Source organism: Streptomyces sp. NBC_01384 (assembly GCF_045040035.1).
Classification (GTDB): domain Bacteria; phylum Actinomycetota; class Actinomycetes; order Streptomycetales; family Streptomycetaceae; genus Streptomyces.
Window position 1 is genome coordinate 2,455,786 of record NZ_CP109559.1, and the last position, 25,473, is coordinate 2,481,258.

17 protein-coding genes are annotated in these 25,473 nt (G+C 73.0%); 11 read left to right on the forward strand and 6 right to left on the reverse strand.

Annotation, left to right across the window (positions count from 1 at the left end):
• Positions 1 to 30: 30 nt before the first annotated feature.
• Together OG747_RS11075 and OG747_RS11080 are read right to left on the reverse strand one after the other, a co-directional pair.
• Entirely contained in the window at positions 31 to 591 is a 561-nt protein-coding gene (locus tag OG747_RS11075) for a HutD family protein (RefSeq protein ID WP_405879131.1), read from the reverse strand.
• Positions 588 to 1,307: a vWA domain-containing protein gene (locus OG747_RS11080; protein WP_405879132.1), complete on the reverse strand. Its 720-nt coding sequence runs from the start codon at positions 1,305 to 1,307 to the stop codon at positions 588 to 590. Before OG747_RS11080 ends, OG747_RS11075 begins: the two co-directional genes overlap by 4 nt.
• A 156-nt stretch (positions 1,308 to 1,463) precedes the next feature.
• Between OG747_RS11080 and OG747_RS11085 the strand changes: the two genes are divergently transcribed.
• Positions 1,464 to 2,393, forward strand: a complete 930-nt coding sequence (locus OG747_RS11085) for a rhomboid family intramembrane serine protease (RefSeq protein ID WP_405879133.1) — start codon at positions 1,464 to 1,466, stop codon at positions 2,391 to 2,393.
• Here OG747_RS11085 and OG747_RS11090 read toward each other — a convergent pair whose 3' ends face one another.
• Positions 2,394 to 3,125 (reverse strand): ABC transporter ATP-binding protein, encoded by a 732-nt coding sequence (locus tag OG747_RS11090; RefSeq protein WP_405879134.1) that lies wholly within the window; start codon positions 3,123 to 3,125, stop codon positions 2,394 to 2,396.
• Positions 3,126 to 3,228: 103 nt separating this feature from the next.
• Here OG747_RS11090 and OG747_RS11095 point away from each other — a divergent pair, with 103 nt between their 5' ends.
• The 3 genes from OG747_RS11095 to OG747_RS11105 are packed head-to-tail and all read left to right on the forward strand — an operon-like array spanning position 3,229 to position 10,413.
• Positions 3,229 to 6,618, forward strand: coding sequence for an FtsX-like permease family protein (locus OG747_RS11095; RefSeq protein WP_405879135.1), 3,390 nt, complete (start codon positions 3,229 to 3,231; stop codon positions 6,616 to 6,618).
• Between the two features lies 1 nt (position 6,619).
• A complete protein-coding gene (locus OG747_RS11100) occupies positions 6,620 to 9,397 on the forward strand; it encodes an ABC transporter permease (RefSeq protein WP_405879136.1) in 2,778 nt (925 codons plus the stop codon).
• Positions 9,394 to 10,413: an ABC transporter ATP-binding protein gene (locus OG747_RS11105; protein ID WP_405879137.1), complete on the forward strand. Its 1,020-nt coding sequence runs from the start codon at positions 9,394 to 9,396 to the stop codon at positions 10,411 to 10,413. Before OG747_RS11100 ends, OG747_RS11105 begins: the two co-directional genes overlap by 4 nt.
• A 138-nt stretch (positions 10,414 to 10,551) precedes the next feature.
• Here OG747_RS11105 and OG747_RS11110 read toward each other — a convergent pair whose 3' ends face one another.
• The 3 genes from OG747_RS11110 to OG747_RS11120 form a co-directional block, all read right to left on the reverse strand.
• Positions 10,552 to 12,012: a glutamate synthase subunit beta gene (locus OG747_RS11110; protein ID WP_405879138.1), complete on the reverse strand. Its 1,461-nt coding sequence runs from the start codon at positions 12,010 to 12,012 to the stop codon at positions 10,552 to 10,554.
• A complete protein-coding gene (gltB, locus tag OG747_RS11115; protein ID WP_405879139.1) occupies positions 12,005 to 16,606 on the reverse strand; it encodes a glutamate synthase large subunit in 4,602 nt (1,533 codons plus the stop codon). The genes OG747_RS11110 and gltB overlap by 8 nt, the downstream gene beginning before the upstream one ends.
• A gap of 365 nt (positions 16,607 to 16,971) precedes the next feature.
• Positions 16,972 to 17,703, reverse strand: a complete 732-nt coding sequence (locus OG747_RS11120) for a VIT1/CCC1 transporter family protein (protein ID WP_405879140.1) — start codon at positions 17,701 to 17,703, stop codon at positions 16,972 to 16,974.
• 249 nt (positions 17,704 to 17,952) lie between these two features.
• On the opposite strand from OG747_RS11120, the gene OG747_RS11125 reads away from it, so the two are divergent.
• Genes OG747_RS11125 through OG747_RS11155 form a run of 7 tightly spaced genes read left to right on the forward strand, consistent with a single transcriptional unit; the run spans position 17,953 to position 25,421 of the window.
• The gene (locus tag OG747_RS11125) at positions 17,953 to 19,149 is read left to right on the forward strand and encodes an ADP-ribosylglycohydrolase family protein (protein ID WP_405879141.1); all 1,197 of its coding nucleotides are present in this window, start codon (positions 17,953 to 17,955) and stop codon (positions 19,147 to 19,149) included.
• Positions 19,146 to 20,396 (forward strand): ADP-ribosylglycohydrolase family protein, encoded by a 1,251-nt coding sequence (locus tag OG747_RS11130; RefSeq protein WP_405879142.1) that lies wholly within the window; start codon positions 19,146 to 19,148, stop codon positions 20,394 to 20,396. The genes OG747_RS11125 and OG747_RS11130 overlap by 4 nt, the downstream gene beginning before the upstream one ends.
• A gap of 7 nt (positions 20,397 to 20,403) precedes the next feature.
• Complete coding sequence (locus OG747_RS11135; protein ID WP_405879143.1) at positions 20,404 to 21,573, forward strand: ADP-ribosylglycohydrolase family protein; 1,170 nt, start codon at positions 20,404 to 20,406, stop codon at positions 21,571 to 21,573.
• Entirely contained in the window at positions 21,561 to 22,922 is a 1,362-nt protein-coding gene (locus OG747_RS11140; protein ID WP_405879144.1) for an ADP-ribosylglycohydrolase family protein, read from the forward strand. The genes OG747_RS11135 and OG747_RS11140 overlap by 13 nt, the downstream gene beginning before the upstream one ends.
• Positions 22,919 to 23,377 (forward strand): PfkB family carbohydrate kinase, encoded by a 459-nt coding sequence (locus tag OG747_RS11145; RefSeq protein ID WP_405879145.1) that lies wholly within the window; start codon positions 22,919 to 22,921, stop codon positions 23,375 to 23,377. The genes OG747_RS11140 and OG747_RS11145 overlap by 4 nt, the downstream gene beginning before the upstream one ends.
• Positions 23,374 to 24,579: a CaiB/BaiF CoA transferase family protein gene (locus OG747_RS11150; protein ID WP_405879146.1), complete on the forward strand. Its 1,206-nt coding sequence runs from the start codon at positions 23,374 to 23,376 to the stop codon at positions 24,577 to 24,579. The genes OG747_RS11145 and OG747_RS11150 overlap by 4 nt, the downstream gene beginning before the upstream one ends.
• The gene (locus tag OG747_RS11155; protein WP_405879147.1) at positions 24,576 to 25,421 is read left to right on the forward strand and encodes an HpcH/HpaI aldolase/citrate lyase family protein; all 846 of its coding nucleotides are present in this window, start codon (positions 24,576 to 24,578) and stop codon (positions 25,419 to 25,421) included. The genes OG747_RS11150 and OG747_RS11155 overlap by 4 nt, the downstream gene beginning before the upstream one ends.
• The last annotated feature ends 52 nt before the right edge of the window (positions 25,422 to 25,473 follow it).

The following is a 25,473-nucleotide window of genomic DNA, read 5'->3' on the forward strand; positions in this document are numbered from 1 at the left end:
CGCGCCCCTGAAAGCCTCGGGGCGGGCGGCTCAGCCTCTCGGCGTGAGGGCGATGACGGCGGTGCGGCCTGTCGCGTGGAGTGTCGCTTCCTCGTCGGCCAGGAGCACGGCGTCGTACCGCCCGAGGGTCACCTCGGCCACCTCGGCGGTCCCGTCGAGCGCGACGACCAGGACGGCCGGGCCCGCCGGGAGGGCGAGGGGCCGCGAGGAATCCGCGACCGTGACGGTCGGGGCCGCATCGCCGCCCCTGCGCCACATGACGTTGAGGTTCACGACCGGGCCCCCGAGGAGGCGGCAGTCGGTCGGCAGATCGCCGGGGAAGCTCTGCGGAACGAACCGCTTGTCGACACGCCGGCGTTCGCCGCCGACGGTCAGCTCCATCCCCTCGCCCTCGGCCATGGTGAGGATACGGTCCACGTCGGCGAACGCCGAGAACGGTCCGTCGGCCCCGACGTCGGCCAGACTCACCCGCCACACGAAGTCGCCCATGTCCGCGCCCTCGGGCCGGGCGACGATCTCACGCGTCACCCCGCCACCGTTCTTCCAGGGCACGGCGACCCGCTCGGCGGCCGGCAGCGCGCGCACGGTCACCGGACGATCCCCCGCTCGCGCGCGGCCGTCAGCCACTGGGGGAAGTCGCCCACCAACCGGTCGTACAGCTCGCCGTCGGAGACCTTCTGAGGGTCGAAACCGGCGTGGAAGAAGCCGGCGTTGTCGACGGCCCGCTTCTGCGGGACCGGCAGCTCGTCGAGTCTGCGCAGGAATTCGAACTGACGGCTGTCCGGGTCGCCGAACCCTATGAACTGCCAGAACAGCGGAAGCGTCGCCGCCTTGCACAAGTACCGTTCGGCGGCGAGCTTGCTGATGGGGCCGCCGTCGGTCTGGAAGACGACGAGGGCGGGGGCCTCGGTGCCGCTGTCGAGGTAGTGGTCGATGACGGCGTCCATGGCCAGGTGGTAGCTGGTCTTCCCCATGTGGCCGAGGCCGGCCACGATCTTCTCCACCCGGCCCTGGTGGTTGTCGAGCGCGATGTCCGTCACCGCGTCGATGTCCGTGGAGAAGAAGACGACCGGGACGGTGCCGTCGTCGTCGAGGTGCGCCGACAGGCCGAGCACCCGGTCCGCCAGCGCCTGCACGCTGCCGTCCTTGTAGTACGGCTTCATCGACCCGGAGTAGTCGACCACCAGATACACCGCGGCCCGCTGTCCGCTCAGCCCGTGCTTGGTGAGGGAGACACCGGCGCTCTTGTACAGACTGACCAGGGCGGGCGCGGTCTCCTCCACCTTGCTGACGCCGATCTCGGGCATGCGGGCTCCCTTCGGTGCGCTGAGCTGTGACGGGAGTGCCGAGATTACGTCACCACCGGCGCCCTGCCGTCCCACCCGCACACCGACGTTCGCTATTTTGTTCGCCGCCGCCCCCACCGGCTCATCGTCCCCCTCTGCACCCCCAAGGAGCCGGCCGTGGAACCCGAGTCCACCGAGTCCGCCGTCACCACCTGCTATCGCCATCCCAAGGTGGAGTCCCATCTGCGCTGCACGCGGTGCGACCGCTACATCTGCCCGGACTGCATGCGCGAGGCATCCGTCGGCCACCAGTGCGTGGAGTGCGTGAAGGAGGGCGCCCGGTCCGTCCGGCAGGCCCGCACGGCCTTCGGCGGCCGGATCTCGACGATGCCCGTGGTGACGTACGTCCTGATCGCGCTCAACGTGCTGGCGTACGTGGGTGAGGTGGTGCGCCCGGCGATCGTGGACCGGTTCGAGATGCTGGGGGCGGGACTGGCGGGCCCGGACGGCGGACACTACGTCTGGCAGCACACCTACCCCTCCGGCTACCACCCCGAAGGCGTCATTGACGGGGAGTGGTACCGGCTGCTGACCGGCGCGTTCCTCCATCTGCCGCCCACCGAGGGCACGTTCGGGATTCTGCACATCGTGATGAACATGGTCTCGCTGTGGAACCTGGGCCGGGTGGTGGAGACCCAGCTCGGCCGGGTCCGCTATCTCGCGCTCTATCTGCTCTCGGCGCTCGGCGGCTCGGTCCTCGTGCTGGTGATCGCGCCGGACACGCCCACGCTCGGCGCGTCGGGCGCGATCTTCGGGCTGGGGGCCGCGTACTACGTCATGGCCCGCCGTCTCGGCGCCGACATGAGCGCCGTCAACCGGTTCATGGCGGGCCTGCTGCTGTGGCTGCTCATCTCGGCGGGACTCACCTCCTGGCAGGGCCACCTCGGCGGGCTGCTGGCGGGTGGCGTGGTGACCCTCGCGTACGCGTACGCGCCCCGGGACCGTCGCCGGGCCCTCGTCCAAGGGGCCGTGTGCGCGGGGCTGTTGGTGCTGCTGGTGGTCCTGGCGGTCGGAAAGGTGTCCGCGCTGACGAGCGGGGCCGCCTAGTCAGTGTTCGATGACCTCGCCGTCGCTCAACTCCAGTACCCGGTCGGCCAGGCCCAGAAGCTGGGGGTCGTGCGTGGCGACCAGGGCCGTGACGTCCTCGCTGCTGACCACGGCCCGCAGCAGTTCCATCACCGCCAGGCCGGTCTGGGCGTCCAGCTGCCCGGTCGGCTCGTCGGCGAGCAGCAGGGCCGGGCGGTTGGCGAGGGCCCGGGCGATGGACACCCGTTGCTGCTGGCCGCCGGAGAGCTCCGCCGGGCGCTGGGCGTGGTGGTCGGCGAGCCCCACCAGGGCGAGCAGCAGGGCCACGCGCTCCTCACGTTCGTGTGGATCGGCTCTGCGGAGCCGTAGCGGCACTCCCACGTTCTCGGCCGCGGTGAGGATGGGGATCAGCCCGAAGGACTGGAAGATGTAGCCGATGCGGTCGCGGCGCAGTTCCAGCAGCTCGTTCTCGCCGAGTGCGGACAGGTCGGTGCCGTCGATGACGACGCGGCCGCGGTCCGGGGAGTCCAGCCCGCCGATCAGGTGGAGAAGTGTCGTCTTGCCGGAGCCCGAACGGCCTTTGAGGGCGACCAGCTCACCGCGCCGGATGTCGAAGGAGGCCCCCCGCAGCGCGTGCACGGCCACGGCGCCCGTGCCGTACGAGTGGTGCAGGTTCTCCACCCGCACCATCGGCTCGCCGGACGGATCGCCCGCGAGGGCGGCACCGGACCGTGTGCTGGTGTTGTCCGTCATCGACACGTCCCATACGGAATTGAACTCATGTGCCAGATCGTAAACCCCGTGATATTCGTGTGGAGTTGGCGAGAGGACAGCTCGGCAATCGGGTGGGGGACGAGTGACGGGCTTCTTGTTGCTGCGCGTTCGAGCGCATCGGCTGCTGCTCGCCGCCGCCCTGCTCGCGGTGCTGCTGACCACCTCGGTGCTGGCCGCCCTCGCCGCGTTCTCCGGTTCGGTCGGGGACGCGGCGCTCCGACAGAATCTGAGCGGCCCGGCCGCGGCCTCCGCCTCACTCGTCATCACCGCGGACGTGCCCCAAGGCCGGCGGGACGCGGCGCAGGACGCGGCGGTCCGCGGGGCGCGGGGGACCTTCGCCGGGCTCCCGGTGACCGTACGAAAGCTGCAGAGCTCGGGGCCGTACGCGCTGCCCCGCTCCCTCCAAGGCAGCGATGCCCGCGCGGGGCAACCCGACCTCACCCACTTCGCCGCCCTGGACCGGTCACGGATCAGGCTGGTCTCGGGCGCGCTGCCGGGCCCGGCCCCGGCGGCGCTCACCGCTCCCGTTCCCGTGGCGCTGCCCGAGGTCGCCGCCGACCGGCTGAAGCTGCGGCCCGGAGCGCGGATCGCCCTCACCGACCGGCTGGGCGGCGCGCCCCTGACGGTCCGGGTCACCGGCGTGTACCGGGTGGCCGACAGCTCCGACCCGTACTGGCAGCTGGACGCGCTCGGCGGCCACGGGGTGCGCACCGTCGTCTTCACCACCTACGGCCCGCTGCTCGCCGACCCGTCCGTCCTGGCCTCCGGCCGCACCTCCGCGGGCACCACCGGGTGGGTGGCGAGGGCCGACTACCGGAGCCTGACCATCAACGGGATCGGCGCGCTGCGCGAGGCGTCCGCACGCGTGCCCGAAGTACTGGGTGAGAACCCGGTGTTCGGTGGCGGCGCGACCGTGCGGACGGCGCTGCCCGCCGTGCTCGACCGGACCGGGCGGGCGCTGCTGGTGTCCCGGTCCACCCTGATGATCGTCTCCGTCCAGCTGGTGCTGCTCGCCGGGTACGCCCTGCTGCTGGTGGCCCGGCTGCTCGATTCCGAGCGGGCGGGCGAGAGAGATCTGCTGAGGGCGCGGGGCGGTTCGCGCCGTCGGATCGCGGGCCTTGCCGCGCTGGAGGCGCTGCTGCTGGCCGTACCGGCCGCGGCCGGTGCCGCGCTGTTGTCCGGCCCGCTGGTGCGGCTGCTCGCCCGCTGGTCGTCCCTCGACCGGACCGGACTGCGGCTCGGTGACGCTCCATCGACCCAGGTCTGGCTGGTCGCGGCCGGGGTCGCGGTGTGCTGCGCGGCGGCGGTCGTCGCGCCCGCGCTGGCCTCGACGGCGGGTGCGCCGTCGAGGCTGCGGCGTGTCCGGGCCGCGGCGGGGGCCGCGCCCGTGCGCGCCGGGGCCGATGTCGGGCTGCTCCTGATCGCGGCGGTGGCGTACTGGCAACTGGACCGGCAGACCGGCTCGTCCGGTGGCGGCGCGCTCAGTCGTGATCGGGCGGGCGATCTGGGCATCGATCCGCTGCTGGTCGCGGCGCCCGCGCTGGCCCTGCTGGCCGGGACTGTGCTGACGCTGCGGCTGCTGCCGCTCTTGGCGCGGCTGGCGGAGCGGCGCGCCGCGAGCGGGCGGGGCCTGCCGGCGGCGCTGGCGGGCTGGCAGTTCAGCCGGCGTCCGCTGCGCGGGGCGGGGCCGGTGCTGCTGCTGGTCCTCGCCGTGACGACCGGAATGCTGGCGATCGGGCAGAGCGCGTCGTGGCAGCGGTCGCAGGGCGACCAGGCGGACTTCGGGACCGGCGCCTCCGTGCGGGTGCTGGACAGCAGGCCGGGCGGCCCCGGCCAGACCGGTCTGTACGCTTCGCTGCCCGGGATACGGGATGCCGCCCCCGCCTACCGCGCCACCACGGACCTCTCCGGCGGCCGTAGGGCGACGGTGCTCGCTCTGGACACGGCGCACGCCGGGGAGGGGATGCTGATGCGCGGCGATCTCGCCGACGAGCCCGTTCAGCGGCTGCTGCGGGACCTCGCTCCTCGGAGCAAGGCGGCCGGACCCTCGGTGTCGCTGCCCGACGGCACCCGGCGGCTCGCGCTCGACCTGCGGATCACCGACGAGGAGGCCAGGTCGGGCCGTTCCCCTTCCGGACTGGCGCCCCTGGTCACCGTCGTCGTCGAGGACGGTTACGGCATCGCGTACCGGCTGAGCGCCGGGGAGATACCCGTCGACGGGCGGGTCCACCGGGTCACCCTCGACCTAGACGTGTCGGCGTCCGGCGCCCGTGCCGCGCCGGCCGGGCCGCTGCGGGTGACCGGGCTGCAGCTCGACGGCACGGTTCCCGTCGGCGGGCCCGAACGACACCGGCTCACCGTCGAGCGGATGCTGTCCACGGGCGCCGACGGGAGCGCCCGCACGGTCGTGGTGCCCTCCGGGGTGCGCTGGCAGGGCAGCAGGACCGAGACGGCGAACGGCGAGGCGCACCCGTCGACGGCCCTGCGTCCGGCCGCGTCGAGGACGGCGCCGCTGACGGTGTCGTACGGGACGGGCGACGCGCGCGGAAGCGACGGGTCGCCCTCCGGTCCGCCGGACTTCACCGTGCGCGTCGACGCCGTGCGGGCCGCGCCCGCGGCACGGATCGCGGCCGTCGCCTCCCGGGCCTTTCTGCGCGCGGCGGGGACCAGGACGGGCGAAAGCATCGACGTGACGCTGGACGGGGAGCGACTGCGGGTGACGATCGTGCGGTCGGTCGGGGAGCTGCCGACGACGGGAACGGACACGGCCTGGGCCGGAGCCACCGCGGAGGGGGCGGCGGCCGATGGCGGTGCCGGAGCGGAAGCGGCGGACGGGGGCGCGCTGTTGCTGGATCTGCGCGCCGTGAACGCGGTGTTCGCTCAGCGCGCACGCGCTTCGCTCGCACCCGCCGAGTGGTGGCTGAGCGCCGCCCCCGGCGGGGCCGCGAAGGTCGCGGCGGCACTGCGGGCCCGCCCCGACATCGAGCCGGACCAGGTGCTCGTACGGGACGAGGCCGCGGACCGGCTGCTGGGCGACCCGCTCGGCGCCGGGCCGCGTGCGGCGCTGCTGGCGGTGGCGGTGGCCGCCGCGGCTCTCGCCGCGGGCGGCTTCGCGGTGGGCACCGCCGGCTCCCGGCGCGAGCGGTCCGCCGAGTTCGCCGTGCTCCGTGCCCTGGGCGCGGGCCGCCGGGAGCTCGTCCGGCTGGTCGCCGTGGAGCAGGGCCTGCTGATCGGGGCCGGTCTGCTCGCCGGTCTCGGCCTCGGAACCGTCCTGACCCGGACCGTCGTCCCGCTGATCGTGCTGACGCCGGGGGCCGCGCGGCCGGTCCCCCGCGTCCTCGTCGAACTCCCGGTGTCCCAGGTGGCCCTGCTTCTCGTGGGCGTCGCGGCCCTGCCCCTGCTGATCAGCGCCGCGACGGCCGTCCGCCGCGCCGACCCGGCGGTCGCACTCCGCCACCAGGGGGACAGCTGAGATGGCGTGGTGGAGGCAGCGCACGGAGCGCGGTGTGGCGCCCTGGGTGCGTACGCGGCTGCGGACCGCCCCCGGGGCGGCCGTCGCGTTCGGAGTGCTCGTGCTGGTCACGGCGTTCCTCGCGGCGGCGCTGCCGCGGGCCCTTGACGCGTACGAGACGAAAGGGCTGCGGCAGGAGATCGCCGGGGCGCCCCCGGCCGCCACCTCGGTGGAACTGAGCGCACCGCAGCCGGGGTTGGAGATCGCGCAGTCCACCCGGGAGAAGGCGGTGCGGCCCCCGGCACTCGCGGCCGTCGGGCGCGCGGCGCTGGCCGGGCTGCCCGCGCCACTGCGGGCGGACACCACGGAGTCGGCCTACGGGGTGCGGACCTCCAAGAGCCTCGTCGGACTGAATCCGTGGCTGCCGGTGCTCAACGCGCCGCCCCGTTTCACACTGGTCGCGCAGTCGGGGCTCGCCGCCCACGCCACCGTACGCAGCGGACGGCTGCCCACCGCCGCCGGGGACGTGACGGCGGACACCAGGAAGATCGAGGCCGCCGTGACCGAGGCGACCGCCCGGACGCTGCGGCTGCGCGTCGGTTCCGTCGTCAATGTGGACGGCTTCGGGGGCGCACCGCTGGCCGTGCGGATCACCGGGATCGTGGAACCCCGGCGTCCGCAGGGCGGTTACTGGTCCGCGAAGCCGGTCCTGCGCACCCCGGGCGTGGCCGCGGACGCCCCGGTCCCGCCGCAGTTCTACTGGGACGCGGGCCTGCTGCTGGCGCCCGGCGCCGCCCCGGTGCTCCTCGGCAGCCAGGGACAGCCGGAGCTGTACTGGCGGTTCGCCCCCGCCACCGGAGGGCTCACCGCACAGGACGTCCCGCGGCTCGTCGACCGGATCGCGTCCCTCGAAGGCGGGCCCGGGCTGGTGAGGATGCGCGAGATCGCCGGCCCCACCGCGACGCTCGGCACCGACCTGGAGACGGTCGTCGGCTCGTACACGACGACGCGTGCGGCGATCACCCCCGTCGTCGCGGTCGCGGAGTTCGGGATCGGAGCGGTCGCCGCGGTCGTCCTGGTGATGATGGGCGGGCTGATCGCCGCCCGCCGCGCCGCCGAACTCGCTCTGCTGCGCGCGCGGGGCGGCTCGCTGCGCGGTATCGCCGGACGGCTCCTGGCCGAGACCGCGGTGATCGCGGTGCCCGCGGCCGCCGCCGGTCTGCTGCTCGCCGTGGTGACCGTGGACGAGGCCCGGCTGGAGCCCGCCGTGCTCGGCGCGTCCGCCGTCGCGCTCCTCGCCTGCGCCGTGCTGCCGGTGCGCGCGGTGGTGGCACACCGCAGGCCGCGGGCGCACGCGGAGCGCGACGATCTCGCTCACGCCAGGCCCGGCAGGCGCCGCACGGTCGCCGAACTCACCGTGCTGGTGCTGGCCGTCGGCTCGGTCGTGGCGCTGCGGCGGCGCGGCGCGTCCAGCGCGGGCGACGTTCTGGTGAGCGCGGCTCCGGTGCTGGTCGGGCTGATCGCGGCGCTGGTGCTGGTGCGGCTGTATCCGCTGCCCCTGCGGTGGGCCGCCCGTCCGGCCGCGCGAGGGCGCGGGGTGGTCGGTTTTCTGTCGCTGGCCCGCGCGGGCCGCTCGTCGACGGTGGGCGTCGCGCTGCCGCTGCTGGCGCTGCTGCTGGCCCTGACGACGGCGGCGTTCGGAGGTTCCGTGCTCGCCGGGGTGTCGGACGCCCGGGACCGGGCCGCGCTGCTGGCGACGGGTGCGGACGCGCGGATCGCGGGGTTGGGCGAGGTGGCACCGCTCCCGGCGGGAGTGGAACGGGCGGTACGGGGGGTCGCGGGCGTACGTGAGGTGACGGCCGTGCGGATCGAGCGCACCGCGGAGCTCACGTCCGGCGGGGCCGGTGACGAGGGGAAAGAGGGCCTGACGCTGATCGGGGTCGAGCCGTCGTCGTACGCCCGGCTGGCCCGGCAGTCGGGTCTCGGTGCCTTCCCGGCCGACGTGCTGAAGGGGACGGGTGGTGGGGGGACGGGTGGTGTGCTGAACGCCGTGGCCTCCCCCGGCCTGGCGGAGCGCCTGGGCCGCACACCGCGTCGGATCACCTCCCTGGCCGGTGATGTCACGGTCCGGATCGCCGCCGTACGCGCCCGCACCCCCGCCGCCCCCGGCACCGACTTCCTGCTGGTCGACGCCGCGGGCCTCAAGCACTCCGACCCGACGGCGCTGCTGGCGACCGGCGCGAGGCTCGACGCACCGGCGCTGCGGGCGGCCGTGCGCGGCGCCGGGAAGGGCCTCTCCGTGACCTTGCGCAGTGAGGAACGGGCGGCGCTCTCCGATTCACCGTTGCAGGCGGGCGCCGAGCGGATCTACACCGCCGCCGCGCTGGCCGGTGCGGGGTACGCCGTACTCGCCCTGCTGCTCTCCCTCCTGCAGTCCGCGCCGGAACGGGCCGCGCTGCTGGCCCGGCTGCGCACCATGGGCCTCACGCCCCGCCAGGGCCGTCGGCTGCTCGGCCTGGACGCACTGCCGCAGGCGCTGCTCGCGGCCTCGGGCGGCACGGTCGCCGGCTGGGCCACGGTCCGGCTGCTCGCTCCCGGCATCGACCTGGACCGTCTCGCGCTGGCCGCCACGGCGGGCCGCGCGCCGGTCGACAATGCGTCACTGCGCACCGACGTGTGGTCGCTGGTGCTGCCCGCGGCGGGCACGGTGCTGCTGGCGTGGGCGGTCGCCGTCGCGCAGGCCTGGTGGGCGGGGCGCCGTACGTCGATCACCGAACTGAGGACAGGAGGCATGCGATGACCGGTACGACGACGTCGCGGGCGACCCTGGCGGAGCTGGAGCAGCGGGCGGCGGCGCGCCGCGAGGGGGCCTCGTACGGGCGTGATGCCCTGATCGCCTGCGACCGGCTGGTCCGTATCTTCTCCGGCCGGGGGTCCGGGGGCGATTCCCCGGGACGCGGCGGCTCAGCCGCCGGGGTGGAGGTGCAGGCGCTCCAGGGGCTCGATCTGCTGGTCCAGGAGGGCGAGTTGATGGCCCTGGTCGGCGCCTCCGGCAGCGGCAAGTCGACCCTGATGAACATCCTCGCCGGCCTGGACGTGCCCACCGCGGGCGCCGCGAAGGTCGCGGGCCGTGATCTGCTCACGATGGACGCGAAGGCCCGTTTGCGCTACCGCCGCGAAGTGGTCGGTTTCGTATGGCAGCAGACGGCGCGCAATCTCCTCCCCTATCTGACGGCGGCCCAGAACGTGGCGCTGCCGATGCAGTTGCGAGGCGGCGGTGGCCGGGGCCGCGGGAAGCAGCGGGCCGCCACGGCACAGGAGCTGCTCGGGATGCTCGGTGTCGCCGACTGCCGTGACCGGCGACCGCACCAGATGTCCGGCGGGCAGCAGCAGCGCGTCGCGATCGCGGTGGCCCTCGCCAACTCGCCGTCCGTGCTGCTCGCCGACGAGCCGACGGGCGAGTTGGACTCGGCGACCGGTTCGCAGGTCTTCGCGGCGTTCCGGCGCGCCAATGAGGAGCTGGGCACGACGATCGTGATCGTCACGCACGACCAGGCGGTCGCCGGTGAGGTCCGCCGCGCGGTCGCGATCCGCGACGGCCGTACCTCGACGGAGGTGCTGCGCCGCACGGAGGTCGACGCGGAGGGACAGGAGTCCCTGGTGACACGGGAGTACGCGACGCTGGACCGGGCCGGGCGGCTCCAACTGCCCGCCGAGTACACCGCGGCCCTCGGCATGGAGGACCGGGTGATGCTGGAACTGGAGCAGGACCATATCGGGGTGTGGCCGGACGGCACCGGGCGCCCGGCCGACTGAGACCGCCGCCAACGGCGCCCCAGCGCCCGTCCGACCTGCTGACGACGCACCACGGCGCCCACCGTCCGGTCGGGGACAAGGCAGGCGCCGCGTTCAGTTCCGTACGTCGTTGTACGGGACGTTTGTTGGGGTGGAGCGTCAGACCATCAGCGAGCGGTCCGTCGGGCGGATCGGGGCCGGCAGGTCGCTCACGCCCGTGAGGAAGCGGTCGACCCCGCGGGCGGCCGAGCGGCCCTCCGCGATGGCCCAGACGATGAGGGACTGGCCGCGGCCGGCGTCACCGGCGACGTACACGCCGGGCACGTTCGTCGCGAAGTCGGCGTCGCGGGCGATGTTGCCGCGCGCGTCGAGCTCCAGGCCGAACTGGGAGACCACGCCGTTCTCGACGTCGGTGCCGGTGAAGCCCATGGCCAGCGTCACCAGCTGGGCGGGGATCTTGCGCTCCGTGCCCGGCTTCTGGTTCAGCTTGCCGTCGACGAACTCGACCTCGATGAGGTGCAGCCACTGGACGTTGCCGTCCTCGTCGCCCTCGAAGTGGGTGGTCGAGACGGAGTAGACCCGCTCGCCGCCTTCCTCGTGCGCGGAGGTGACCTTGTAGAGCATCGGGAACGTCGGCCAGGGCTGGCCCGGGCTGCGCTCCTCGCCGGGCTGCGGCATGATCTCCAGCTGCGTGACCGAGGCCGCGCCCTGGCGGTGGGCGGTACCCACGCAGTCCGCGCCCGTGTCGCCGCCGCCGATGACCACGACGTGCTTGCCCTCGGCCGTGATCGGGGGCGCCACGTAGTCGCCCTCCTGCACCTTGTTGGCCAGCGGCAGGTACTCCATGGCCTGGTGGATGCCCTTGAGCTCGCGGCCGGGGACCGGGAGGTCGCGCGCGGTCGTCGCACCGGCGGCGATGACCACGGCGTCGTACCGCTTGCGCAGGTCCGTCGCCTTGAGGTCGCGGCCGATCTCGATGCCCGTGCGGAAGCGGGTGCCCTCCGCGCGCATCTGCTCGATGCGGCGGTTGATGTGCCGCTTCTCCATCTTGAACTCGGGGATGCCGTAGCGCAGCAGACCGCCGACGCGGTCGGCGCGCTCGTACACGGCGACCGTGTGACCGGCGCGGGTGAGCTGCTGGGCGGCGGCCAGGCCCGCCGGGCCCGAGCCGATCACCGCGACGGTCTTGCCCGACAGGCGCTCGGGGATCCGCGGGGCGACATCGCCCGTGTCCCACGCCTTGTCGATGATCGAGACCTCGACGTTCTTGATGGTCACGGCGGGCTGGTTGATGCCGAGCACACACGCCGACTCACACGGAGCGGGGCACAGGCGGCCGGTGAACTCCGGGAAGTTGTTCGTGGCGTGCAGGCGCTCGGACGCGGCCTGCCAGTCCTCGCGATAGGCGTAGTCGTTCCACTCGGGGATCAGGTTCCCCAGCGGACAGCCGTTGTGGCAGAACGGGATGCCGCAGTCCATGCAGCGCGAGGCCTGGGTGGGGATGATCGGGAGCAGCGAGCCCGGAACGTAGACCTCGTTCCAGTCCTTGACGCGCTCCGCGACGGGGCGGGTCCTGGCGACCTCGCGGCCGTGGTTCAGAAAGCCCTTGGGATCAGCCATTGGTCGCCGCCTCCATCATCTTCTCGGTGATCTCGGACTCGGTGAGCCCGGCTCGCTCGGCGGCGTCCTTGGCGGCGAGCACTGCCTTGTACGTGCTGGGGATGATCTTGCTGAAGCGGGACGCACCCCCATCGATGCTGTCCCACTCGGCCAGGAGCTTCTCGGCGACGGTCGAGCCGGTCTCCTCCTGGTGGCGGCGCACGACGTCGTGCAGCCACTGCTTGTCGGTGTCGTCGAGGGCCTCGACGGCGCCGACATTGCCGACGTTGACGTTGTCGCGGTTGAGGTCGATGACGTACGCGACGCCGCCGGACATACCGGCCGCGAAGTTGCGTCCCGTCTCGCCGAGGACGACCGCGCGGCCGCCGGTCATGTACTCGCAGCCGTGGTCGCCCACGCCCTCGGAGACCACCGTCGCGCCGGAGTTGCGGACGCAGAAGCGCTCGCCGGAGCGGCCGCGCAGGAAGAGTTCGCCGCCCGTCGCACCGTACGCGATGGTGTTGCCCGCGATGGTCGAGTACTCGGCGAGGTGGTCGGCGCCCCGGTCGGGACGGACGATCACCCGGCCGCCGGAGAGGCCCTTGCCGACGTAGTCGTTGGCGTCGCCCTCCAGGCGCAGGGTGACACCGCGCGGCAGGAAGGCGCCGAAGGACTGGCCCGCGGAGCCGGTGAAGGTGATGTCGATGGTGTCGTCGGGCAGGCCGGCGCCGCCGAACTTCTTCGTCACCTCGTGGCCGAGCATGGTGCCGACCGTGCGGTTGATGTTGCGGATCGCGACCTGGGCACGGACCGGCTGGGCCTCGGCCTGGGAGTTCGCGGCCAGCGCGTCGGCGGCGAGCTTGATCAGCTCGTTGTCGAGCGCCTTCTCCAGACCGTGGTCCTGCTCGATGACCTGGTGGCGCACCGCGCCCTCGGGCAGCTCGGGCACGTGGAAGAGCGGGGACAGGTCCAGGCCCTGCGCCTTCCAGTGGTCGATCGCGCGGGTGACGTCGAGGGTCTCGGCGTGGCCGACGGCCTCCTCGATCGTGCGGAAGCCCAGCTCGGCGAGGATCTCGCGGACCTCTTCGGCGATGAACTTGAAGAAGTTGACGATGTACTCGGCCTTGCCGGCGAACCGGTCGCGCAGCACCGGGTTCTGGGTGGCGATGCCGACCGGGCAGGTGTCCAGGTGGCAGACGCGCATCATGACGCAGCCGGAGACGACGAGCGGCGCGGTCGCGAAACCGAACTCCTCGGCGCCGAGCAGCGCGGCGATGACGACGTCACGGCCGGTCTTCAGCTGGCCGTCGGTCTGCACGACGATACGGTCGCGCAGGCCGTTGAGCAGCAGCGTCTGCTGGGTCTCGGCGAGGCCGAGCTCCCAGGGGCCGCCCGCGTGCTTCAGCGAGGTGAGCGGGGAGGCACCCGTACCGCCGTCGTGGCCGGAGATGAGCACCACGTCCGCGTGCGCCTTGGAGACACCCGCGGCGACCGTGCCGACGCCGACCTCCGACACCAGCTTCACGTGAATCCGCGCCTGCGGGTTCGCGTTCTTGAGGTCGTGGATCAGCTGAGCCAGGTCCTCGATGGAGTAGATGTCGTGGTGCGGGGGCGGGGAGATGAGGCCCACGCCCGGGGTGCTGTGCCGGGTCTTGGCGACCCAGGGGTAGACCTTGTGGCCGGGCAGCTGGCCGCCCTCGCCGGGCTTGGCACCCTGCGCCATCTTGATCTGGATGTCGTCCGCGTTGACCAGGTACTCCGACGTCACTCCGAAGCGGCCGGAGGCGACCTGCTTGATCGACGAGCGGCGGGCCGGGTCGTACAGCCGGTCCGCGTCCTCGCCGCCCTCACCGGTGTTGGACTTGCCGCCCAACTGGTTCATGGCGATGGCGAGGGTCTCGTGCGCCTCCTTGGAGATGGAGCCGTACGACATGGCGCCGGTCGAGAAGCGCTTGACGATCTCGGAGACGGGCTCGACCTCGTCGATCGAGATCGGCTGCCGGTCCGACGTGAAGCCGAACAGGCCGCGGAGCGTCATCAGGCGCTCGGACTGCTCGTTCACCCGGTCCGTGTACTTCTTGAAGATGTCGTAGCTGCCGGAGCGCGTCGAGTGCTGGAGGCGGAAGACCGTCTCCGGGTCGAACAGGTGCGGCTCGCCCTCGCGGCGCCACTGGTACTCGCCGCCTATGTCGAGCGCGCGGTGCGCCGGGGCGATGCCCGAGGCCGGGTAGGCCTTGGCGTGACGCGCCGCGACCTCCTTGGCGATGACGTCGAGACCGGCGCCGCCGATCTTCGTGGCCGTGCCGTTGAAGTACTTCTCGACGAAGGCCCGGTCGAGGCCGACGGCCTCGAAGACCTGGGCTCCGCGGTAGGAGGCGACGGTCGAGATGCCCATCTTGGACATGACCTTCAGGACGCCCTTGCCGAGCGCGTAGATCAGGTTGCGGATGGCCTGCTCGGCCTCGATGCCGGTCAGGAAGGTGCCGGCGCGGACCAGGTCCTCGACCGACTCCATCGCCAGGTAGGGGTTGACCGCGGCGGCGCCGAAGCCGATGAGGAGGGCCACGTGGTGGACCTCGCGGACGTCGCCCGCCTCGACCAGCAGGCCCACCTGGGTGCGCTGCTTGGTGCGGATGAGGTGGTGGTGGACGGCCGCGGTGAGCAGCAGCGACGGGATCGGCGCGTGCTCGGCGTCGGAGTGCCGGTCCGAGAGGACGATCAGACGGGCGCCGTTGTCTATGGCGGCGTCGGCCTCGGAGCAGATCTCCTCGAGCCGCGCTGCCAGCGAGTCGCCACCGCCGGAGACCCGGTACAGGCCGGAGAGCGTCGCGGCCTTCATGCCGGGCATGTCGCCGTCGGCGTTGATGTGGATGAGCTTGGCCAGCTCGTCGTTGTCGATCACCGGGAAGGGCAGGGTGACCGAGCGACAGGAGGCGGCCGTCGGCTCCAGCAGGTTGCCCTGCGGGCCCAGCGAGGAGCGCAGCGAGGTGACGAGCTCCTCGCGGATCGCGTCCAGCGGCGGGTTGGTGACCTGCGCGAACAGCTGGGTGAAGTAGTCGAAGAGCAGGCGCGGGCGCGCGGAGAGGGCCGCGATCGGCGAGTCCGTGCCCATGGAGCCCAGGGGCTCACCGCCGGTGTTGGCCATCGGCGCGAGGATGATGCGCAGCTCTTCCTCGGTGTAGCCGAAGGTCTGCTGGCGGCGGGTGACCGAGGCGTGGGTGTGCACGATGTGCTCGCGCTCGGGGAGGTCGGAGAGCTCGATCTCGCCGGCTTCGAGCCACTCCGCGTACGGCCTGTCGGCGACGAGGGTGGCCTTGATCTCGTCGTCCTCGATGATGCGGTGCTCGGCGGTGTCGACGAGGAACATCTTGCCGGGCTGCAGGCGGCCCTTGCGGACGACCTTCGCGGGGTCGATGTCGAGGACGCCGACCTCGGAGCCGAGGACGACGAGGCCCTCGTCGGTGACCCAGTAGCGGCCGGGGCGCAGACCGTTGCGGTCGAGGACCGCGCCGACCTGGGTGCCGTCGGTGAAGGTGACGCAGGCCGGGCCGTCCCAGGGCTCCATCATCGTGGAGTGGAACTGGTAGAAGGCGCGGCGCGCCGGGTCCATGGAGTCGTGGTTCTCCCACGCCTCCGGGATCATCATCAGCACGGAGTGCGGGAGCGAGCGGCCGCCGAGGTGGAGGAGTTCCAGCACCTCGTCGAAGGAGGCGGAGTCGGACGCGTCGGGCGTACAGACCGGGAAGACCCGCTCCAGGCCCTTGTCTCCGAAGAGATCGGAGACCAGCTGGGACTCACGCGCCTGCATCCAGTTGCGGTTGCCCTTGACCGTGTTGATCTCGCCGTTGTGCGCGACGAAGCGGTACGGGTGGGCGAGCGGCCAGCTCGGGAAGGTGTTGGTGGAGAAGCGGGAGTGCACGAGCGCGATCGCGGAGGCGAAGCGGCGGTCGGACAGGTCCGGGAAGAAGGGTTCGAGCTGGCCGGTGGTCAGCATGCCCTTGTAGACGATGGTGCGCGCGGAGAGCGACGGGAAGTAGACGCCGGCCTCACGCTCGGCGCGCTTGCGCAGCACGAACGCCTTGCGGTCCAGGTCGATGCCCGTCGAGGCGCCGTCCGTGACGAAGATCTGCCGGAAGGCGGGCATCGTGGAACGGGCGGTGGCGCCGAGGAGTTCGGGGGCGACCGGGACCTCGCGCCAGCCGAGGACGGTCAGGCCCTCGTCGGCGGCGATCGTCTCGATCCGTGAGACGGCGTCCTCGATGCCGTCCTCGGGCAGGAAGGCGATGCCGACCGCGTACGCGCCGGCCGCGGGCAGCTCGAATCCGGCCACCTCGCGGAGGAACGCGTCGGGGACCTGGGACAGGATGCCCGCGCCGTCACCCGAGTCGGGCTCGGCGCCGGTGGCACCTCGGTGCTCCAGGTTGCGCAGCACGGTGAGCGCCTGCTCGACCAGCGCGTAGCTCGCCTCACCGGTGAGGGTGGCCACGAAGCCGACGCCACAGGCGTCGTGCTCGTTGCGGGGGTCGTACATACCCTGCGCAGCAGGGCGAGCATCCATGAAGGACCAGTTCTGGCCATTCGCGGAGTGCTGGGACGGCTGGCGCGGTGTACGCATCGGCTCTCCCGTCGTCGTCGTGGCATATGCGATTGCCGAGGGACGACGTTGGCCCTCTGCTTAGGGGTGCAAAATTTCGTGCAGGTTACATGATGGAGCGATTCTCGGGAACCGGATACTACGTTCCAGCATGCGGACACCAAGGCATGGCGGCGGGGTACCGCTCGCGACGGTGGAGTTATGGGGACCTAAGCGGACAGATCATTGCCCGTGGGCCCGGAGTGCGGCGGGCAACGTCGCCCAGCGCACTGATGCGGTGCAGGCCTCATTACCTGCAGCGCTTACGGCTCATGCCCAGTGGTTAAGCAATCGAAACCAGCGAGTAACGGCTACTTATGCAGTCCCTTGCATAAGTGCACGAGACATCATCCTACGGTGCCACCGAACAAGCCGCCCAGGACGTACGTCACACCCGCCGCGGCACCCCCGAGCGCGAGCTGCCGGATTCCGCTGTACCACCAGGATCGCGCCGTCACCCGGGCGACCACCGCGCCGCACGCGAAGAGCCCGATCAGCGCGAGCAGCAGCGCGGGCCACAGGACGGTCGCACCGAGCAGATACGGCAGTACGGGGAGCAGGGCGCCCAGGGCGAAGGAGCCGAAGCTCGACACGGCGGCGACGGCCGGGGAGGGCAGGTCGCCCGGGTCGATGCCGAGCTCCTCGCGGGCGTGTATCTCCAGGGCCTGCTCGGGGTCGCGCGAGAGCTGCCTGGCCACTTCGCGGGCGAGCGCGGGATCGACGCCGCGCATCTCGTAGAGAGCGGCGAGCTCGCGCTCCTCGTCCTGCGGGTGCTTTCTCAACTCCCGGCGCTCGACGTCGAGTTCGGCCTCGACGAGTTCGCGCTGCGAGGCGACGGAGGTGTACTCGCCGGCGGCCATGGAGAAGGCGCCGGCGGCCAGGCCCGCGAGTCCGGTGATGACGATCGTCTGGTGGGAGACGGACCCGCCGGCGACGCCGGTCATCAGGGCGAGGTTGGACACGAGCCCATCCATCGCGCCGAACACGGCCGGGCGCAGCCATCCGCCGTTCACATCCCGGTGGGTGTGGTTGTCGCGGTGCGCCTCGTGCAGTGTCGCTTCGGTCTCGATGATGGACATACCGGTCCCCCAGAGTGCCGTGGTTGGACTGTTTCTATCTTTCGACAACCCTGAAAGTACGCCGGTAATTTCCCGTCCGCCAGCAAGGAAAGGCTGGGCTAACCTGCGGTTTTGTTCCTTTCCGCTCATCCGTAGTTATCCCTGCACAGATGTCGACCGGGTGAATGCGGGGGTGCGAACGGCTCTCCTCACCCCCTTCGGTGGGACACATCCCCAAAGGGCTCTGGGCCCCGAGAGGAGAGGCACCGTATGGCTTCCATCGCCTGCATTCCCTCCGTTCCGGCGCCCGGGGACGCCGCCGATCTCCGCGAACGGGCACGCGGCGCGCTGCTCGGCCTCGCCGTCGGGGACGCGCTGGGCGCGCCCGCCGAGAACATGAAGCCGTCGGAGATCCGCGCGAAGTGGGGACGGATCACGGGGTACGTCGCCGAGCACCCGGCCGGGACGGACGACACCGAGTACGCGATCTTCTCCGGGCTGCTGCTCGCCCGGCACGGCTCCGCGCTCACGGTGACGCACGTCGAGGCGGCCTGGCACCAGTGGATCGCGGACCACGACGAGGGGCCGTTCCGAGGAGCGGGCTTCAGCGAGCGCGGCACGCTGGAGAACCTGCGCCGGGGCCTGGCCGCGCCCATCTCGGCCCAGCACCGGCACGCCTGGAGCGACGGCCTGGCCATGCGCGCGGCCCCCTTCGGCGTCTTCGCGGCGGGCCGCCCGGCGGAAGCCGCGAGACTGGTGGCCATCGACGGCTCGGTCAGCCACGACGGTGAGGGCATCTACGGCGGCCAGGCGGTCGCGGCGGGCGTCGCGGCGGCGATGGCGGGCGCGTCCACGATCGCGGTGGCCGCCTCCGCACTGGCGGTGATCCCGGACAACTCCTGGACGGCCCGCTCCCTGCGCCGCGCGGTCGCGGTCGCCCACCGCGGGGAACGTGCGGTCCGCTCGGCGGTCGTCATCGGCGGCTACCCCTGGACGGATCTGGCCCCGGAGGCCGTCGCCCTCGCCTTCGGCGCGTACGCCGCGGCCGACGGCGACTTCACCGAGTCCGTCCTCACCGCCGTCAACATGGGCCGCGACGCCGACACCACGGCGGCGGTGGCGGGCGCGCTGGCCGGGGCGACCCGGGGCGCCGCCTCGATCCCGGCCGCCTGGGCGGCGGCCATCGGCCCGGCACTCGGCAGCTGCCTCCCTTCCATGGAGGGCCACCACGTACTGGACGTGGCGGAGCTGCTGACACCGGGGGGCGACGGGAAGTGGGGGACGAGGGGTCTCGTACGGGACCTGGTGCGGGACGCGGGCGTTCCCGTACGGAGACGGGTCCGGCTCGCAGGCGACCCCGGCCGCGCCTGGCCGCCCCCGGCCCCGGACCCGGCGCCGCCACCCGACCTGTACGCCCTCACCAGCGATTACGTCCTTGCCACCGATGACGACGAGGTGCAGCCATGAGCCCCGGCCTGGTGGGAGACGAACCCGGCGCGGGGGCGGCCTCGGCGCCGGAAACCGGGCTCTCGGTCGGCACGGAACCCGGCGTCGACAGGGAAGCCGTCACGGAGGGCGCGGCCCTCGCACCCGGTCCGCGCCCCCGCCGGATCGAGGGCCTCCTCCTCGGCCTCGCCGCGGGCGACGCCGCCGGCTGGCCCGCCGCCCGGCACCGCGCCGCCCGTATGCCCGAGTGGACCCGACGGTTGACCCGCGAGCTGGACACGTTCGCGGAGCAGAACGCGACGACGACCCTGCCCGTGCCCATCGCGCTGAACCAGCCGCCGGAGCCGCTGCGGCTCGGCCCGTCGGACGACGCGGAGTGGGCGGCGTTCGCGGCGGAGGCCGTACTGCGAGCCTGCGACAGCAGCGCACTCGGCGATCTGAGCCGGGAGCGCCGGATGCGGGCGTCCATCGACCTGTCCTGGAACGCCGTCGCCAGCGAGGTCGCCGCAGCCGCCGAACGCGCCCCGGAAGTCGAGTCCGCCCTGCTCCCCCTCCGTGCCCGGATCTCCGTACGGGCAGGGCTCGGCAACCTCGCCACCGGGCTGCGCCCGCCCGCCACCGGCCACGACAATCCGCACTACTTCGACGACGCGGCCTGCGTACGGGCCTGTGCGCTCGCCGTCGCGCACCCGGGCGACCCCCGACGCGCCGCGGAACTCGCCGAGTTCGACGCCCGCTACACCCAGGACGACGACGGAGTGCACGGCGCCCGCGCCATGGCCGCGGCGGTGGCCCTCGCCCTGGTCGGGGCCGATGTCGGCGCCTGCGTGGACGCCGCCCTCGCCGAACTCCCCAAGGCGACGGAGATCGGCCGCAACGCACGGCACGCGCTGAAGCTCGCCCGGGCCGGCGAAGACACCTTCTCCCTCGTCCCCCTCCTGGAACACCAGATCGTCGACCACGTCTACAGCTATGGCATCGCGGCGGCGGAGACCGTCCCGGTCGCCCTCGCCCTCGCCCTCGCCGCGCGCGGCCGGATCGCGGAGGCGGTGCCCACCGCCGCCTGTCTGTCCCGGGTCGCGGACTCGGCCCCGGCCCTCGCGGGCGCGCTCACCGGCGCGCTGGGCGGCGGCGCCGCGATCCCGGCCGCCTGGCGCGACGCCTGCCGCATCCTGTCCGGCTGCGCGCTGCCCCGTCTCACAGGCACGGACCTCATCGGACTCGCCGACCTCCTGGAAGCGACGGAGCTGGCCACCCCAGAGGGATGATTCGGGCATGACGCCCAAAGGAGAAGGATCGGGAACCCTCGACGATCGGATCGCCGGAGCCCTCGTCGGAGCCGCCGTCGGCGACGCGCTCGGCGGCCCCGTCGAGGGCTACACCCCCGAGCAGATCACCGAACGGCACGGCGGCCGCGTGCACGGCGTCGTCGGCCCCTGGAACGGCGACGCCTGGCGCACCGCCCGCCCCATCGCCCCCTACCACAAGGGCGACGGACACGTCACCGACGACACCCTGATGACCCACGCGCTGGTACGGGTGTACGCCACCGTCCGCGACCACCTCGACGCGTACGCCGTCGCCGAGCACCTGGTCCCCGACCTGATGACGGCCCCCCGCTGGATTCCGGAACTGGAGGCCGAGGCCCTCCCCCTCCAACGGATCTTCCTCGCGGAGAAGTGGCTGGTGGCCCGCCTCCACTACGGCCATATGGACCCCCGGGAGGCGGGCGTCGGCAACATCGTCAACTGCGGCGCCGCGATGTACATGGCCCCGGTCGGCCTGGTCAACGCGGCCAACCCGGCGCGCGCGTACACCGAGGCGCTCGACGTCGCGGGCGCGCACCAGTCGTCGTACGGAAGGGAGGCGGCGGGCGTCTTCGCGGCGGGGGTGGCGGCGGCGTGCGCGCCCGGGGCGACCCCGGACTCGGTCGTCGCGGCCTGCCTGTCCGTGGCGAAGGACGGCACCTGGTCGGCCATCGAGGCGGTCCGCGAAGTCGCCGCCCGCCACACGGACTTCGAGTCGGCGCTCGGCCCGCTCCGGAAGGCGGTGACCCCCTACGACACGGTGGGCCCGGACTACCGCGCCCCGTCCCTCGGCGCCCGCCGCCCCTCCCGCCTGCACTCCATCGAGGAACTACCCATCGCGCTCGGCATGTTGACGGTGGCGGGCGGCGACTACCGGCACGCGATCCTCGGCTCGGTGAACTACGGCCGCGACTGCGACTCCATCGCCACGATGGCCGGCGCCCTCGCGGGCGCCCTCGGCTCCGAGGTCCCCCACGACTGGGCCAAGACGGTCGCCGAGTCCAGCCGCCTGGACCTGCGCGCCCCGGCGGTGGCCCTCACCAAGGTGACCCGCGAGATCTTCGAACGGGACGTACGCCGCCGCCGCGCCCACGAGTCGGCGTACGCCGAACTGACGGGGACCCCATGCTCCGACTGACCTGGGTCCAACCGGAGGACCTCCTCGGCCACGAACTCGCCCAGGCGTACCAGGACGGCCGCGAGCCGGACGCGATCGCCGCCCGCTGGCGCACGGCGGGCGGCGCCGACTCCCCGCTCCGCGCGGGCGCGTCCACGACTCCGGCCTCGCGGTACATGCGCACGCTGGCACGGGACCTCCTGGACGAACTTGCCGAGCTGCCCAGCAAGTTGACACACACCGAGCCAACAGACCTGGGGCAGATCAAGGCCCACTGCCCGAACTGGCCCGCCCGAACCGCGGGCAATCGTGCCGCTGGGGCAGCCCGCCTGGAAGCCGCCTGGCTCGGCAGAGCCGTCGGCTGCCTCCTGGGCAAACCGGTGGAAAAACTCCCCCTCCACGGCATCCGCGAACTCGCCCGAGCCGCCGGAAACTGGCCCCTGCGCACCTGGTTCACCGCCCGGGGCGTACCCGACGAGCTGCTCCACACCTACCCCTGGAACAGACGCTCGGCCCCCACCTCCCTCGCCGAGAACATCGACGGCATGCCCGAGGACGACGACCTCAACTATCCCCTTCTGAACCTTCTGTTGCTCCAGCGCCACGGCAGACACTTCACCACCGCCGACATCGCCCGCCTCTGGCTGGACGAACTCCCCGCGGGCCGCACCTTCACCGCGGAGCGCATCGCCTACCGCAACCTCCTCTCCGGCATCGAACCCCCGCACACGGCCCGCCACCGCAACCCCTTCCGCGAATGGATCGGCGCCCTGATCCGCGCCGACGTCCACGGCTGGACGAACCCCGGCGATCCGGCCGCCGCCGCGGCACAGGCCCACCGCGACGCCACCCTCACCCACACCGCGAACGGCGTGTACGCGGCGATGTTCACGGCGGCCACGATCGCCGCCGCGGCCACCGGAGCCGGCGACGTCCACGCGAGCCTGCGCACCGGACTCACCGTCGTCCCCCCGGCCTCGCGCCTGGCCCGGGCGATCCACCACGCCGTCCGACTCGCCCGTACGACAGCCGACTTCGACCGGGTCGTCGACGAACTGCACAGCACCCACCGCGCCTACCACTGGGTCCACGCCATCCCCAACACCGCCCTGATCGCCGCCGCCCTCACCCATGCGGACGGCGACTTCTCCGGCTCCGTCTGCCGTGCGGTGTCGGGCGGCCTGGACACCGACTCGAACGGCGCGACGGCCGGAAGCATCGCGGGGCTGCTGGCAGGAGACCCCGTCGCCCTCCCGGACCGCTGGACCACCCCCCTGAAGAACCGCCTCGCCACCTCGATCGCCGACTTCAACGGCGTCGGCTTCGACACCCTCGCCCATCTCACGCACCGGGAGACCCGTCGCCCATGACCCACATCGCCGTACTCGGCAGCACGAACATGGATCTCGTCGCGTACGTCGCCAAGCCCCCGCAGCGCGGAGAGACCGTGACGGGACGGGAGTTCCGTACGGTCCCCGGCGGCAAGGGCGCCAACCAGGCGGTGGCCGCGGCGCTCACCAAAGTCCCCGATCCACATGAAGCGGCCGCCGCGCTGCTCGACCAGGTCCCGGAAGTCGTCGTCACGTTGGGCGCGGCGGGCAGCCTCTACACGGCCCGGGGCGCCGCACCTCTCACGGTGCCCGCACCCCAGGTGACCGCCGTGGACTCGACCGGTGCGGGCGACACCTTCGTCGCCGCCCTCGCGGATGGGGGTCCCCCCGCTCGAGCGAAGCCGAGAGTGGGGGAACTCGCGGAGGGCCGGGAGATGCCGTACCGCTCCGAGATCGACGCCCAGGCGGCGCGGCACCCGTGGCACACCTCATGAGCGGGCACCCGGAGCAGAGCGGCCCGCTCACCGGGCTGCGCGTCCTCGATCTCGCCACCCTCTTCGCCGGGCCGCTCGCCGCCACCATGCTCGGCGACTTCGGCGCGGAGGTCGTCAAGGTCGAGCATCCGACCAAGTCCGATCCGTCCCGGGGCCACGGCCCGTCGAAGGACGGCATCGGCCTGTGGTGGAAACTCCTCGGCCGCAACAAGCGCACCATCACCCTCGACCTGTCCAAGCCCGGCGGCCGTGCCACCCTCCTGCGCCTCGCCGCCACCGCTGATGTGATCATCGAGAACTTCCGCCCCGGCACCCTGGAGAAGTGGGGGCTGGGCTGGGACGAGCTGTCGGCCGCCAACCCCGGCCTGGTGCTCGCCCGCGTCACCGGCTTCGGCCAGTTCGGCCCGTACGCGCACCGCCCCGGCTTCGGCACCCTCGCCGAGGCGATGAGCGGCTTCGCGGCGATCACCGGCGAACCGGACGCCCCACCGACGCTCCCGCCCTTCGGCCTCGCCGACTCCATCGCGGGCCTGGCGACGGCGTACGCCGTACTGGCCGCGCTGCGGGCCCGCGACGCGTCCGGCCGCGGTCAGGTGATCGACATGGCGATCATCGAGCCGATCCTCACGGTGCTCGGCCCCCAGCCGACTTGGTACGACCAGTTGGGCCACGTCCAGCCCCGCACCGGCAACCGCTCCGCGAACAACGCGCCCCGCAACACCTACCGCACGGCGGACGGTTCCTGGGTCGCCGTCTCGACCTCCGCCCAGTCCGTCGCCGAGCGGCTGATGCGGCTGGTCGGGCGCCCGGAGCTGATCGAGGAACCCTGGTTCGCGACCGGCGCGGACCGGGCCCGCCACGCGGACGTCCTGGACGAGGCGGTCGGTGCGTGGATCGCCCGGCACCACCGCGACGAGGTCCTGGAGGCCTTCGACAAGGCGCAGGCGGCGGTGGCGCCGATCCAGGACGTACGGGACGTGATGGCCGATCCGCAGTACGCGGCCCTCGACACGATCACGACCGTCGCCGACCCCGAGCTGGGCCCCCTGCGCATGCAGAACGTCCTCTTCCGGCTCTCCGCCACCCCCGGCGCGATCCGCTGGGCGGGCCGCCCGCACGGCGCCGACACGGACGCCGTCCTCACCGAACTCGGCCTGTCCGAGGCCGAGATCACCGCCCTCAGATCGGAAGGTGCCCTATGACGGTCCCGGCCCTCCCGCTCACCTGGCTCTACGCCCCCGGAGACCACCCGGAGGTGGTGGCCAAGGCCCTGGTATCCGGCGCGGACATCGTCCTGATCGACCTGGAGGACGCGGTCGCCCCGCACCGCAAGGAGTACGCCCGCACCGCCACGGCCGAGCTGCTCTCGGCCCCTCCCCCGGTCCCGGTCCACGTCCGCGTGAACGCGCTGGACGGTCCGCTCGCCGAGGCCGACCTCAAGGCGCTCTCCCCGCTCCCCGGCCTCTCCGGCCTCCGCCTGCCCAAGGTGACCTCCCCCAGCGACGTCGTCCACGTCGCGGAACGCGCCGCCCCCGCCGAGGGAGGCGCGATCCCCCTCTACACCCTCCTGGAGACGGCCCTCGGCGTCGAACGCGCCTTCACCATCGCCTCGGCCCACCCGGCGGTGCGCGGCATCGGGCTGGGGGAAGCGGATCTCCGTGCCGACCTGGGGGTACGGGAGGACGCGGGCCTGGACTGGGCCCGCGCCCGGGTCGTGGTCGCCGCCCGGGCCGCCGGCCTCGCGCCGCCCGCGCAGTCGATCTACCCGGACATCCGCGACCTGGAGGGCCTGGCCGCGTCCTGCGCCCATGGCCGCACTCTGGGCTTCCTCGGCCGCGCGGCCATCCACCCCCGTCAGCTCCCGGTGATCGAACGCGCCTATCTCCCGACCCCGGCCGAAATCGAGACCGCCGAGGTCATCGTCGAGGCCGCCGCCACCGAACCGGGCGCCCAGGCCCTGCCCGACGGCCGCTTCGTGGACGCGGCGGTAGTGGCGGGCGCCCGCCGCACGCTGGCACTGGCGCGCCGTAGGCAGGACGCCTGACCGGGCACGCGAAGGGGGCGCCGCATCCTCGGACGCGGCGCCCCCTTCGACG